Source organism: Acidovorax sp. LjRoot204 (assembly GCF_056175785.1).
Window position 1 is genome coordinate 1 of record NZ_JBGFFF010000042.1, and the last position, 13,077, is coordinate 13,077.

The 13,077-nt window shown below is 65.0% G+C and carries 12 protein-coding genes; 2 read left to right on the forward strand and 10 right to left on the reverse strand.

Annotated elements, in window-relative coordinates; genetic code table 11:
* Positions 1–84: 84 nt before the first annotated feature.
* From AC04MI_RS10015 to AC04MI_RS10030, 4 genes are all read right to left on the reverse strand, one after another.
* On the reverse strand, positions 85–885 hold the full coding sequence (locus AC04MI_RS10015; RefSeq protein WP_476497723.1) for an ABC transporter ATP-binding protein: 801 nt from the start codon (positions 883–885) through the stop codon (positions 85–87).
* Between the two features lie 29 nt (positions 886–914).
* Complete coding sequence (gene ntrB / locus AC04MI_RS10020) at positions 915–1,877, reverse strand: nitrate ABC transporter permease (RefSeq protein ID WP_099730821.1); 963 nt, start codon at positions 1,875–1,877, stop codon at positions 915–917.
* A 63-nt stretch (positions 1,878–1,940) separates the two neighbouring features.
* On the reverse strand, positions 1,941–3,185 hold the full coding sequence (locus AC04MI_RS10025) for a CmpA/NrtA family ABC transporter substrate-binding protein (RefSeq protein ID WP_056743994.1): 1,245 nt from the start codon (positions 3,183–3,185) through the stop codon (positions 1,941–1,943).
* A 518-nt stretch (positions 3,186–3,703) separates the two neighbouring features.
* Entirely contained in the window at positions 3,704–4,330 is a 627-nt protein-coding gene (locus tag AC04MI_RS10030; protein ID WP_099730820.1) for an ANTAR domain-containing response regulator, read from the reverse strand.
* A 257-nt stretch (positions 4,331–4,587) separates the two neighbouring features.
* Here AC04MI_RS10030 and AC04MI_RS10035 point away from each other — a divergent pair, with 257 nt between their 5' ends.
* Together AC04MI_RS10035 and tsaD are read left to right on the forward strand one after the other, a co-directional pair.
* Positions 4,588–5,748 (forward strand): branched-chain amino acid ABC transporter substrate-binding protein, encoded by a 1,161-nt coding sequence (locus tag AC04MI_RS10035; RefSeq protein ID WP_056743995.1) that lies wholly within the window; start codon positions 4,588–4,590, stop codon positions 5,746–5,748.
* 44 nt (positions 5,749–5,792) lie between these two features.
* Complete coding sequence (gene tsaD, locus AC04MI_RS10040) at positions 5,793–6,833, forward strand: tRNA (adenosine(37)-N6)-threonylcarbamoyltransferase complex transferase subunit TsaD (protein WP_056743997.1); 1,041 nt, start codon at positions 5,793–5,795, stop codon at positions 6,831–6,833.
* Between the two features lie 65 nt (positions 6,834–6,898).
* Here tsaD and AC04MI_RS10045 read toward each other — a convergent pair whose 3' ends face one another.
* The 6 genes from AC04MI_RS10045 to AC04MI_RS10070 are packed head-to-tail and all read right to left on the reverse strand — an operon-like array spanning position 6,899 to position 12,889.
* Positions 6,899–8,350, reverse strand: coding sequence for an aldehyde dehydrogenase (locus AC04MI_RS10045; protein WP_436077857.1), 1,452 nt, complete (start codon positions 8,348–8,350; stop codon positions 6,899–6,901).
* Between the two features lie 57 nt (positions 8,351–8,407).
* Positions 8,408–9,118, reverse strand: a complete 711-nt coding sequence (locus AC04MI_RS10050) for an ABC transporter ATP-binding protein (protein WP_436077858.1) — start codon at positions 9,116–9,118, stop codon at positions 8,408–8,410.
* On the reverse strand, positions 9,115–9,876 hold the full coding sequence (locus AC04MI_RS10055) for an ABC transporter ATP-binding protein (protein ID WP_436077859.1): 762 nt from the start codon (positions 9,874–9,876) through the stop codon (positions 9,115–9,117). Before AC04MI_RS10055 ends, AC04MI_RS10050 begins: the two co-directional genes overlap by 4 nt.
* Entirely contained in the window at positions 9,869–10,801 is a 933-nt protein-coding gene (locus AC04MI_RS10060) for a branched-chain amino acid ABC transporter permease (RefSeq protein WP_436077860.1), read from the reverse strand. The genes AC04MI_RS10055 and AC04MI_RS10060 overlap by 8 nt, the downstream gene beginning before the upstream one ends.
* Positions 10,798–11,676 carry a branched-chain amino acid ABC transporter permease gene (locus AC04MI_RS10065; RefSeq protein ID WP_108498983.1) on the reverse strand — a complete coding sequence of 293 codons (879 nt, stop codon included), beginning with the start codon at positions 11,674–11,676 and terminating at the stop codon, positions 10,798–10,800. Before AC04MI_RS10065 ends, AC04MI_RS10060 begins: the two co-directional genes overlap by 4 nt.
* Positions 11,677–11,680: 4 nt before the next feature.
* Entirely contained in the window at positions 11,681–12,889 is a 1,209-nt protein-coding gene (locus AC04MI_RS10070; RefSeq protein ID WP_436077861.1) for an amino acid ABC transporter substrate-binding protein, read from the reverse strand.
* Between the last annotated feature and the right edge of the window lie 188 nt (positions 12,890–13,077).

Genomic DNA, 13,077 nt, shown 5'->3' on the forward strand with positions numbered 1-13,077 from the left:
AGCGGACACAGCGAAAAAGGGCTCTGACCGATCTGGTCAGAGCCCTTTTGTTTTGGGCGGCCGGGTGCGCTGCTGACCGGCCGCTCAAGCGGCTTTTTCGACGTGCCCCTGGCGCGTGTACAGAAAGTCGATCACCGCCTTGCGGTAGTGCACATACTGCGGGTCCTCGGCCAGCTCCACGCGCTTGCGGGGGCGGGGCAAGTCCACGGTCAGCACCTCGCCAATCGTGGCGGCCGGGCCGTTGGTCATCATCACGATCTTGTCGGACAGCAGCACGGCTTCGTCCACGTCGTGGGTCACCATCACCACGGTGCTTTGGGTGCGCGCCACGATCTCCAGCAACTCGTCCTGCAGCTTGGCGCGGGTCAGGGCGTCGAGCGCGCCGAAGGGCTCGTCCATCAGCAGCACCTGGGGCTCCATGCTCAGGGCCCGGGCGATGCCCACGCGCTGCTTCATGCCGCCCGAGATTTCACCGGGGCGTTTTTGCCCCGCGTGGGTCAGGCCCACCAGCGCCAGTGCGGCGTCGGTGCGGGCCTTGAGTTGGGCTTTGGTTTCCTTGGCGCCAAACACGCGCTCCACGGCCAGGTAGATGTTGTCAAAGCAGGTGAGCCAGGGCAGCAGCGAGTGGTTCTGGAACACCACCGCGCGCTCCGGCCCCGGGCCCTTGATCTCCTTGTTGGCGCACAGCAGCGCGCCGTTGGTGGGCGTGGTCAGGCCGGCAATCAGGTTGAGCAAGGTGGACTTGCCGCAGCCCGAGTGGCCGATGAGCGCCACGAACTCGCCCTTGGCAATCGTCAGGTGAATGTCGCGCAGCGCCGGGAACAGGCCCTTGGCCGTCTTGAAGGTCTGCTCGACGCCGTGGATCTCGATGAACTTGGTGCTCATGGAAGGGTGGGTGGATGGAGCTGTCGTCTTCATGCTTTCACCTCTTCAAACGTAAATGCGGTGGCCAGCTTGATGAGTGCAAACTCCAGCAGCAGCCCGACGATGCCGATCACGAAGATTGCGATGATGATGTTCTTGACGTTGAGGTTGTTCCACTCGTCCCACACCCAGAAGCCGATGCCCACGCCGCCGGTCAGCATCTCGGCCGCCACGATCACCAGCCACGCGGTGCCCACGGCCAGGCGCACACCGGTCAGCATGTAGGGCAGCACGGCGGGGAACAGGATCTTGGTGGCGATCTTCCATTCGCTCAGGTTGAGCACGCGCGCTACGTTCATGTAGTCCTGCGGTACGCGCTGCACACCCACGGCGGTGTTGATGATCATGGGCCAGATGGAGCAGATGAAGATGGTCCAGATGGCCGCCGGGTTGGCGCCCTTGAAGACCAGCAGACCGATCGGCAGCCACGCCAGCGGCGACACTGGGCGCAGCAGGCTGATGAGCGGATTGAACATGCGCGACAGGAAGTTGAAGCGTCCGATCACAAACCCCGCCGGAATGCCCACCAGCGCCGCCATGCCGAAGCCGATGGCCACGCGCTGCAGGCTCATCAGCACATTCCAGCCCACGCCTTGGTCGTTGGGGCCGTTGCGGTAGAAGGGGTTGCTGAACACTTCCAGCGCCTGTAACCAGGTGTCCTTGGGGCTGGGGATGCTGCCGCCCGTGGTGGTGGAGACCACCGCCCACAGGCCGATGAGCAGGCCCAGGCCACACAGCGGCGGCAGCACGGCCAGCCAGAAGCTGCGCGAGAGGGCGGACCAGTCGCGGCCAGTGGCCACGCTGGAGGGCGTTGCAGGTGCCTTGGGGGCAGATATCGCAGCCTTTTGGCTTCTTGCGCTAGTGGATGATGCGCTTGCAGCTACAGTATTCATAGCATTCTGTGCGGCCACGGGGGCTGCATCCAACGGGGAGTGAAAGACGGCACTGACCATGGTTTTCTCCTGTGCAGGGCTTGCTTGCGGGGTGGCCGGGCGGGCGCTGGGGCAGGGTTGCCGTCAGGCCTTGATCTTGAAGCCGTCGGCGTACTTGGCGGGGTCCTTGCCGTCCCACACCACGCCGTCGATGAATTTGCTGGTGCGCAGCACATCCTTGGGCACGCTGATCTTCATGGCGCTGGCCACTGACTTGTAGAGGTCCACCTGATTGACCTCCTTGGCCACGGCCAGGTAGTCGGGGTGGCTCTTCAGCAAGCCCCAGCGCTTGTGCTGGGTCAGGAACCACATGCCGTCCGACAGGTAGGGGAAGTTCACCGCGCCGTCGTTGAAGAACTTCATGTGGTTGGGGTCGTCCCAGGTCTTGCCCAGACCGTTCTGGTAGCGGCCCAGGATGCGCTGGTTGATGGCATCCACGCCCGTGTTCACATACGCCTTGCCGGCCACGGTCTCGGCCATCTTCATTTTGTTGGACAGGCTGGCGTCGATCCACTGGCTGGCTTCGAGCACGGCCATCATCACGGCGCGCGTGGTGTTGGGGTACTTCTTGACGAACTCGGCCGTGGTGCCCAGCACCTTCTCGGGGTGGTCCTTCCAGATGTCCTGCGTGGTGTTGGCCGTGATGCCAATGCCATCCATGATGGCGCGGTGGTTCCAGGGCTCGCCCACACAAAAGCCGTCCATGTTGCCCACGCGCATGTTGGCCACCATCTGCGGCGGGGGCACGGTGATGAGCTTGGCACCCGATAGCGGGTTGATGCCCGCCGCTGCCAGCCAGTAGTGCATCCACATCGCGTGGGTGCCTGTGGGGAAGGTGCCCGCAAATGTGTATTCACGCTTCTCGCTGGCCATGAGCTTGGCCAGGGACGGGCCATCCACCGCACCCTTGTCGGCCAGGGCCTTGGAGAGGGTGATGGCCTGACCGTTGTTGTTCAGGTTCATCAGCACGGCCATGTCCTTCTTGGGGCCAGCGGTGCCAAGATGCACGCCATAGACCAGGCCGTAGAGCACATGGGCAAAGTCCAGTTCGCCGTTCACCAGCTTGTCACGCACGCCGGCCCAGCTGGCTTCCTTGTTGGGGACGATGGTGACGCCGTATTTCTTGTCGAAGCCCAGCACCGAAGCCATGACCACGCTGGCGCAGTCGGTCAGCGGGATGAAGCCGATCTTGACTTCCTTCTTCTCGGGGGCGTCGGAGCCCGCTGCGTGGACGAGCGCGCGCAGCGCGGGGCTTACACCCACAGCGCCCACGGTGGCGGCCTGCAGCACGGTGCGGCGGTTGAGGCTGGTTTTCAACAGATCGGTCATGGGGCATCCCTGGTGGCGTGAAAAACAAAAAAGGCGTCCTCACACCGCGCCTGGCTGCATCAAAGCAACGCCGGGAGCGGGTGGGGACGCCTTTGTCCTGGGTGGAGCCTGGAACGGGTCCGGGGCTCCTTGCCAGCACCGGCCCGCCGTTGGGTCAGTGCTGTCAGTGGTCAGACCTGCATTGGTCTTGCACTGTGCAATGCAAAGCGCGTGCCAGCGTGCGCTGCGCCATGTTGGAGCGTTGGTTGCTATGGAATAGATAGCTGTCAGCGCTTGATCAATAAGCGCTACACGCCTGCGGGGCTTGCAGCAGGGGTGTTCTTGTTGTGATCAGTGTGGTCGCACTGCCTTTGTGCGGCGCACCATTTGGGAGGGGCCTTGGAATTGGGCGCGGCCCAGGCGAGGGATGCCAAGCAAGGGCCGCACCGCAGCGAGGGCATCGTCCCCCTTCCCGAATGACGCAATCATTCGAGAGAAGGGGGAAGCGGCGCAGCCGCTCAGGGGGTTGTTCTCTGGTTTTACCCCAGCAGATCCATCACGTCCAGCATGCGCTGAGCCACGTCCACGAGCTTCAGGCCCTTGTCCATGGCGGTCTTGCGCAGCTTTTCGTAGGCGGCCTGTTCGGTCAGGCCCTGGCGCTGCATCAACAGGCCCTTGGCGCGGTCGATGGTCTTGCGGTCTTTGAGCTCGGTCTTGGCGTCGGCCAGCTCGGCGCGCAAGGCCTGTTCGTGCTGGAAGCGGGCCATGGCCACGTCCAGAATGGGGCGGATGCGCTGCGGTGCCAAGCCCGCCACGATGTAGGCAGACACACCGGCCGCCACCGCGTCCTTCACGTGCGAGGTGTCTTCATCGTTGGTGAACATCACGATGGGGCGGCGTTCGTCGCGTGTGGCCATCACCACATGCTCCAGCGCGTCGCGGGCTTCGCTCTCGGCGTCCACGATGATCAGGTCAGGCTGCAGCTGGGCAATGCGCTCGCTCAGAAACACGTCGGCGGGCAGCGTGGCCACCAGGTTGAAGTTGTTCTCCAGCAGCCCGATGCGCAGCGCCCGCGACCGTTCCGCCTGCTCCATGGCGTGTTCGTCGTCAGGGTCGGCGACTGCCAGATCCGGGGCAACCACCACGATGCGCAAAGCCTCATTCATACCCGTAAGCATAAGCAATTTTTACGCCACAAATTGGTGCGCCGGGGTGGTGCACGGCCCCAGAGCGCCGTTGCGATGGGCTTTCACGCAGGGCCCATACCGGCCCCAGGCCCGCCACGCCTGGGTGCCCTGGCCCCCGTTGTGGGGCCTGAAAGTTGCTAATACTGACACCGTGGGAGGGCATACCCGGTAGCTCACCCAGCGGAGCGTCGCATATACATCTGGTCACACAGACACACTGAAATGGAGTTTTTTGCATGAACAAGCACATGAACCGGCGCCGCTTCTCGGCCAGCCTGGCCTTGACCGCAGTGGCGACTGCTGCACTCCTGACCGGATGCGGCAAGGTGCCGGACACCATCAAAATTGGTGTTGCACAGCCCTTGAGCGGCCCGCTGGGCGCCCTGGGGCAGGATCTGCTCAATGGCGTGAAGCTGGCGGTGGAGGAACTCAACAAGTCCGGCTACACCGTGGACGGCAAGCGCGTGACCTTGGAGGTGGTGTCCGTGGATGACAAGGCCGACGCCACCACCGGCAAGGCGGTCGCCCAGCAGCTGGTGGATGCGGGCGTGGTAGCCGTCGTGGGCCACCTCAACTCGGGCGTGAGCATCGAGACCGCACCCATCTACGCTGCCAAAGACATTCCACAGATCGCCATCTCCACCAATCCCAAGTTCACGCAGCTCGGGTTCCCCACCACGTTCCGCATGGTGGCCAATGACACCTTGCAGGCGCGCGCCATCGGCTCCTTTGCGGCCACGCAGCTGGGCGCCAACCGCTACGCCGCGCTGGACGACGGCACCCCGTACGGCAAGGGCCTCGCCGATGGCGCTGCCGAACAGCTCAAGGCCGAGAAAAAGGAAGTGGTGGTGCGCAAGTCGTTCGACGACAAGACCGTGGCCTTCGACGAGCTGGCCGGTGAGCTCAAGGCCGCCAACGTGGAGGTGATTGTCTCTACCCTCAACGACTTCCAGGCCCTGGCGCTGCTCGAAGCGCTCAAGAAGGTAGACCACACCAAGGTCAGCCTGCTGGGTGGCGACACCATCAAGACCACCGACATGACCAAGGGCGCGGGCATCGTGCAGGGGCTGTACGCCACCTCGCCAGTGCTGGAAGCCAAGGAGTTCACCACCGGCAAGCCCTTCCTTGAAAAGTACATCGCCGCCTTCAAGAAGCCTCCGGCCTACGGTGGCCACTACAGCTACGACAGCACGTATGTGCTTTCGGCGGCCATCCAGAAAGCCAAGTCCGCCGACCCCAAGGAAATCACCAAGGCCCTGCACAGCATCAACGGCTATGCCCCAGTGATTGGCACCATGACCTGGGATGAGAAGGGCGAGCAGCGCTACGGTGCCGTGGGTGTGTATGAGCTGCGCAGCGGCAACTGGGAGTTGCGCATGCGGTCGGACCGCTGGTAAACAGCCCTCCGGGACGGATCGGCCCCGGGTTTTACACTCGGGGCATGAGCTTGCTGATCCTGGGTATTGAATCTTCGTGCGACGAGACGGGCGTGGCATTGGTCCGTTCCACGGGCAATGCCGTGCCTACGCTGCTGTCGCACGCGCTGCACAGTCAGATCGAGATGCACCAGGCCTATGGTGGTGTGGTGCCCGAGCTGGCCAGCCGTGACCACATCCGCCGCGTGTTGCCACTGGCCACGCAGGTGCTTACCGAGTCCGGCCAGTCGCTGGCCGATGTGGACGTGGTGGCCTACACGCGCGGCCCGGGCTTGGCGGGTGCGCTACTGGTAGGCGCGGGCGTGGCCTGCGCGCTGGGCGCAGCGCTCAACAAGCCGGTGCTGGGCGTGCACCACCTGGAGGGGCACCTGCTGTCACCCTTCCTCAGCGCCGACCCGCCAGAGTTCCCTTTTGTGGCCCTGCTCGTCTCGGGCGGCCACACGCAGCTGATGCGGGTGGATGGAGTGGGTCGCTACGAGATCCTGGGTGAGACCATTGACGATGCGGCTGGCGAGGCGTTCGACAAGTCCGCCAAACTCATGGGCCTGGGCTACCCCGGTGGCCCTGCGCTGTCGCGCTTGGCTGAGCAGGGCGATGCCACGGCCTTCAAGCTGCCACGCCCGCTGCTGCACAGCGGCAATCTCGACTTCTCTTTTGCCGGGCTCAAGACAGCGGTGCTCACGCAGGCCAAGAAGCTGGGCGATGAACTGGAAGCACGCAAGGCCGACCTGGCGGCGAGCACCGAGGCTGCGATTGTCGAAGTGCTGGTGAAGAAGACGCTGGCTGCGCTCAAGCAGACCGGCCTGAAACGTGTGGTGGTCGCCGGTGGCGTAGGGGCCAACCGGCATCTGCGTGCGCAACTCAATGCGGCCTGCGCCGCGGCCAAGGTGCGCGTGCACTACCCTGAGCTGCACCTGTGCACCGACAACGGCGCCATGATTGCCATGGCTGCTGCGATGCGCCTGCAGGCCGGGCAGCAGCAGGCCAACACCGACTACGCCTTTGACGTGAAGCCGCGCTGGCCGCTGGATGCGATCACGGTTTGATGATCTGAATAAAAAAGGCCGCTACCGCCTGTCCAGCAAGCGTTAGCAGCTATCTTTTTTTATTTTCAGAAGGGGTAGTGGCGGGGTGTCGTCTGCACCGTGATCCAGCGCAACTCGGTGAACTCGCGCACGCCCGCCATGCCACCAAAGCGGCCATAGCCCGAACTTTTCACGCCGCCAAAAGGCATCTGGCCTTCGTCATGCACCGTGGGGCCGTTGACGTGGCAGATGCCCGACTCGATGCGTGCGGCCACATTCCACGCCTTGGCCACATCGCGGCTGAACACGGCGGATGACAGGCCGAACTCGTTGTCGTTGGCGCAGGCAACGGCTTCCTCGACACCATTCACGCGCACCACGGGCTTCACGGGGCCGAACGATTCTTCGCGGTAGATGTCCATCTCGGCCGTCACATGGTCGAGCACCGTGGCCTTCATTAAGGTACTGTCGCTCTTGCCGCCACAGACCAGCTTGGCGCCCTTGGACAGTGCGTCGTCGATGAGGGCGTTGCAGCGGTGCACCGTGGCCATGTCCACCACCGAGCCCAGCACCACCGGGCCCTTGCGCGGGTCGCCCAGGGGCAGAGCCTTGGCGCGCTCGCCCAGCTTGGCCACGAACGCGTCTGCCACCGCGTTGTCCACAATGATGCGTTCGGTGGACATGCAGATCTGGCCCGAGTTGGCGAATGCGCCGAACACGGTGCCTGCGACGGCAGCATCGATGTCCGCATCGTCCAGCACCAGCAGGGGGGCCTTGCCGCCCAGCTCCAGCACCACGGGCTTGAGGTACTTGGCGCAGGTCTGCGCAATGATGCGACCCACCTTGGTGGAGCCGGTGAAGTTGACGCGGCGCACTGCCGGATGAGCCACGATGGCTTCGACCACAGCGCCTGCATCCGCCGGAGCGTTGGTCACAAAGTTCACCACGCCAGCAGGCAAACCAGCTTCCTGCAGCGCTTCGATGATGAGGCCGTGTGTGGCGGGGCACAGCTCCGACCCCTTCAGGATCACCGTGTTGCCGCATGCCAGCGGCGTGGCGATGGCGCGCACACCCAGGATGACCGGCGCATTCCACGGTGCAATGCCCAGCACCACACCCGCTGCCTGGCGCACGCCCATGGCCAGGCTGCCGGGCACGTCGGACGGAATCACTTCTCCTGCAATCTGCGTGGTCAGGGCGGCGGCTTCCTGCAGCAGGCCTGCAGCCAGGTGCACGTTAAAGCCCGCCCACATGCCCGACGCGCCGGTCTCGGCCGCCATGGCCACCGCAAAGTCGGCCGTGCGGGCCTCCAGCGCATGTGCCGCCTTGAGCAGCAGCGCGCGGCGCGCGTTGGGGCCCAGGGCGGACCAGGCCGGGAAGGCCTTGGCGGCTGCGTCTGCAGCGGCCTTGGCGTCGGCCACGCTGGCGGCAGGGGCCGTGGTGGCTACCGAGCCATCGAGCGGGTTGCGACGCTCAAACGTGGCGCCGCCGGTGGCTTGCACGCGCTCGCCGTTGATCAGCATGGAAATGGCAGTCATGGATGAAAACTCCTGAAAAGAAAAGATGAAAAAGATGAAAAAGGGGGGAAAAGGTAGTCAGGCGACGCCGAGATAGGCCTGGCGCACCACGTCGGACTGCAGCAGGGTCGATGCCTCGCCGGACGCCACGATGCGCCCGCGCTCCAGCACATAGCCGCGCTGGGCCACCTGCAGTGCCTTGCGCACGTTTTGCTCCACCATGAGCACCGTAACGCCCTGCGCGGCAATGCGCTGCACGATGGCTAGCAGCTCATCGACCATGCGTGGCGCCAAGCCCAGCGAGGGCTCGTCCAGCATCAACAGGCGCGGGCCGCTCATCATGGCGCGGGCCACGGCCACCATCTGCTGCTCGCCGCCGCTCATGGTGCCGGCCAGTTGATGGGCGCGTTCCTTGAGGCGGGGAAAGTCTTCAAACGCCTGGTGCAACCGCTCGGCGCGCACGCGTGACGGCACCAGCCAGCCGCCCAGCTCCAGGTTTTCTGTCACCGTCATCTGCGGGAACAGCTGGCGACCTTCGGCGACCAGCGCCAGGCCGCGTTGCACGCAGGCCGTGGCGTTTATCGCAGGCACGGCCTGGCCGTCGAGCGTCACCGTGCCCTGGCGCGGCAGCAGGCCCGCCAGGGCCTTGAGCAACGTGGTTTTGCCCGCGCCGTTGGGGCCCACGATGACGGTGATGCCGGGCGCGGCTTCCAGTGCCAGGTCCTGCAGCACCTGAAAGCCGTGGTAGCCCGTGGTCAGGTTCTGCACGGTGAGGTGTGCGCCGCTCATGCCGTGGCTCCTTGCTCTGCGTTGTGGGTCATCTCGTCACCCAGATAGGCTTCGATCACCTGTGGGTCGCGCACCACCTCGGCGGGTGTGCCGTCGGCAATCTTGCGGCCCTGGTGTAGCACCAGCACGCGCTCCACGTATTGGAGCAGCGTGGTCACCGCATGCTCGATCCACACCACGGTCAGGCCCCAGTCGTCGCGCAGGCGGCGGATGCGCTGGGCCATGGCATCGACCTCCGCTTCTGTCAGGCCCGCGGCCACCTCGTCGAGCAACAACAGGCGCGGGCGTGTGCCCAGCGCCATGCCGATCTCCAGCAGACGCTGCTGCGACGGCGTCACGTCGGCAGCGGGGCGGTCGGCCAGGTGCGCCAGGCCCAGCATGGCCAGGATCTCGCCCTCGCTGCGCAGGCCCTCGGGCCCCTGGCGGTGGCGACCCGCGAACTGCATGCCAAAGCGCACGTTGTCGCGCACCGTCATGTCAGGGAACACGCGCGGCGTCTGGAAGGTGCGAGCAATGCCGTGGGCCGCGTAGTGGTGCGGGCCCTTGCCGGTCAGGTTGTCGGCACCACAGTGCAGCGTGCCCGAGGTAGGCGGTTGCACGCCCGAGATGGCGTTGAAGAATGTGGTCTTGCCCGCACCGTTGGGGCCGATAATGCCGATCAGTTCGCCCGTGTGCAGCGTGGCGCTCACGCCATCCACGGCAGTCAGGCCACCAAAGCGCACGGTCACGCTGTCAATGGTCAAAAGTGCTTCAGCCATGGTGCGCCTCCGCAGCAGGCTTGCGCCGTTGCCACAGCGTGGCCAGGCCATTGGGCAAGTACATCACGCACAGAATCAGCAGCAGGCCCAACACCACCATGTAGCCGTAAGGCAGCTGCAGGCGCAGGGTTTCGGCCAGCAGGCTGAACACGATGGCCGCCAGGATGGGGCCGCCAATGCTGGTCGCGCCGCCAATCAACGCGATCAGCACCGTCTGGAAGCCGATAAAGGGGCTGAACACGGCTGCGGGCTCGATGTAGGTCCAGCGCACGGCCATGGCCGCGCCCACGGCGCCTGCAAAGGCGGCGGTGATGCCAAAGCCCGCGATCTTGGCCAGGCGCGTGTCCACGCCCAGCGTCTGGGCGCGCTGCTCGTCGGCGCCGATGCCCGACAGCGCCAGGCCAAAGCGGCTGCGCTGGATGGCAATGGCGGTGGCAATGGCCGCCGCCGCGATCAGCAGCACCGTGAGGTAAACCGTCTCGTTGCTGGGCACCACCGTGAGCACGCGGCCCACGGTGCCAGAGACCTGCTTTTCGACAAAGGTGACGGCATGGCGGATCAACTCCGTCATGCCGAAGGTGAGCACCGCAAAGTAGGTGCCGCGCAGGTGCAGGACGGCAGCCCCCATCACCACGGCCACGATGGTGGCGATCAGTGCGCCGCTCAGAATCACCAGCGGCCAGGGCAGTACGCCCAGTAGCGTGGCGCTGGTGTAAGCACCAATGCCGAAGAAAGCCGACGTGGCGAGTGAGAGGTAGCGGGTGGCACCGCAGAACAGCGACCAGCTGGTGGCCAGCGCGATGTACATCAGGCAGCTGAGCAGCACCGAGGTGGCGAACTCGGACACCAGCCAGGGCAGGGTGGCGACCACCGCCACCCCCGCTGCCAAGGCCAGCCAAGGCTTGTTGGAATGAAGGGAAGTCATTTTTTGGAGAACAGTCCGTTGGGGCGCCAGATCAGCACGCCGATGAACACTGCATAGCTCAGCAGCATCTTGAGAGACGGGCTGCTGAAGTGCATACCCAAAGCCTCGACCACGCCGAGCAGCAAGCCACCGGCCAGACTGCCCGCCAGGCTGCCAAAGCCGCCCAGCGTGATCACGATCAGCGCCGTCACGGTATAGGGCTCACCCATCGACGGAGAAATCTCATACGTCATGGACAGCAGCGCACCCGCCACGCCCGACAGGCCTAGGCCAATGCCAAACATCATCGGGTGCAGGCGCCGCGTGTTGATGCCCACCAGCTGCGCGCCCGTGGGCGACTGCATCAGCGCCCTCACCGCCTTGCCCAGCAGCGTGAGCTTGAGCAGCGCGATCAGCGCGGCCGACAGCGCCAGTGCCACGCCAAACAGCACCAGCTTGTTTTCAGTGAAGCGCATGCCTGCAATCTGCACCGGGTCGGCCAGGTATTCATAGCCACGCAGATCGCCGCCCCAGATCAGCAGGGCAGTGTTCTGCACCAGGAACATGAGGCCAAAGCCCACCATCAGGCTGCGCGCCTCGAACACATCCACATTGGGTGCGCGGGCGGCCAGGCGCTTGAAGCACAGCGCATGCACCACCACGCCCAGCGCAAACAGCGCGATGAAAGCCAGCGGCATGAGCAGCAGCGGCGAGATGCCCCACAGGGTGTGCGCGGACCAGGTGAGGAATGCGCCCAGCATCAGGAACTCGCCATGCGAGATGTTCATGATGCGCATCAGCCCGTACTGCAGGTTCAGGCCCATGGCCACCAGCGCATAGATGCCACCGGTAATGAGGCCACTGGCGACCAGTTCGGCCCAGGAAGTCAGAGACACTTTGTTATTTCCAGGCTGGTTTCGCGGTGTTCAACTGCGCGGTGGCTCGGTCCTTGGGCCACACGACTTCGAAGTCGCTGCCCTGCCACTGGCTCACGGTGCCGGGGATGGACGCGTTCTCGCTGCCCTGGAAGCGGATGCCGCCCAGGATGGTCTGGAACTCGTTCTTGGCGATGTGCTCGCGCAGGGCCTTGCGGTCCAGGCCCGCCTTCTCCACGGCCTGCTGCAGGATCTGCAGGCCTGCCCAGGCATGGCCGCTGGCCCAGCGGTCGGGCTCCTTGTTGAACTTCTTCACGTGCGCGTCGAAGTACGCCTTGGCCTCGGGGCTGGTTTTCACGCTCCACGAGCCCATGCCGATCACGCCTTCGGTGTTGGCCTGCATCACGTTCTTGTACAGCTGGAAGGCCGTGCCCACCGATGCGTAAAAGAACTTGGGGTTCAGGCCCACCTCGCGCGCCTGGCGGCTGGCCAGGATGGTGTCGGGCGGGTAGGTGATGCCGATGAAGGCGTCGGGGTTCTGGTCCTTGATGCCGCGCAGCACGGGCGCCAGGTCCTTCACGCCCAGCGGGTAGCTCTTGCGCTCCAGCACCTGGATGCTGGTCTTCTTGAGCGCGTTGTTCAGCGCGGCGAAGTTCTCCAGGCCAAACAGGTCGTCCATGTAGACGATGGCAATGGTCTTGACGTTGTTGGCCACCAGCATGTCCACCAGCGCACCCATCATCTTGTCGGGCTGCTGCAGCAGCGAGAAGAAGTAGGGCAGGTTCATGTCGATGAGCTTGCGCGACAGCGCCGTGGGTGCCAGCAGCGGGTAGCCGAAGCGGTTGGCCAGCGGCGCGATGGCGAAGTTGGCACCCGAGCCCCAGGGCGGCAGGATCAGGTCCACCTTGTCGCTGCCCATCAGCTTTTCGTAGGTGCGCACGCAGGTTTCGGTCTCGCTGCGGTCGTCGTAGCCTATGAGTTCGATGGGGCGCTTGGTGCCCTTCACGCTCAGGCCGCCCGCTGCGTTCACTTGCTCGGCCCACAGCAGGTAGTTGGGCTCCTGGCTGACCTGGGCACCGGCCGCCCAGGGGCCCGTGCGGGCAATGGCATAACCGATGCGCACGGATGCCGCGCTGTTGCCCTGGGCCCACAGCTGGGGTGCCACGGCCAGGGTGCCGACCGTGGCGGCGGCGCCCTTGATCCACTGGCGCTTGGAGGGTTGGTGTGCTGTCATTGTGTGTCTCCTCGGATGGGGCCTGCGTGGTGCACGCCGTGCCGGGAATCGTAGGCAGACGCGCTCATGCGCGCTGCGCTCAGCGTGCACAAAACGCTTGCCTCTGCGTGCAGGCGGCAGCGGGTTTACCCGGATTTCCCTCGGTGGCACGGGGTAACGGGGCATCCGATAATTCAGCCGCATAACCA